The 274-nt window shown below is 26.6% G+C and carries 1 protein-coding gene; it reads left to right on the forward strand.

All coding sequences use genetic code 11. The features are described 5' to 3' along the window. Positions 1–143, forward strand: a 143-nt coding sequence (locus E4T68_RS09095) for a transposase (protein WP_167753887.1), incomplete at its 5' end; no start/stop codon positions are given. Positions 144–274: the final 131 nt, after the last annotated feature.

The raw sequence follows: 274 nt of genomic DNA on the forward strand, positions 1-274 counted from the left end.
TTGAGGGATTAAATAATAAGATTAAAGTATTAAAACGGAATGCTTTTGGCTATCGGTCATTTACTTATTTTAGAGCACGTATTTTGTTAATGCTAAAATTGTTTTCTAGTTATGAAAAGACTGTTATGCACTTAAGTGCATAACAGCCTCAGATTGTTGACAATATAATAAAAAAAGCACATCACATTTTTAAAATAGAAAAAATGTGATGTGCTTTTATATTAAACCTATATAGAGTAGCAAAAGTACTGTTTAAAAGAAAAAAACAATACTG

It is taken from the genome of Granulicatella sp. WM01 (assembly GCF_004570605.1).
Lineage (GTDB): Bacteria > Bacillota > Bacilli > Lactobacillales > Aerococcaceae > WM01.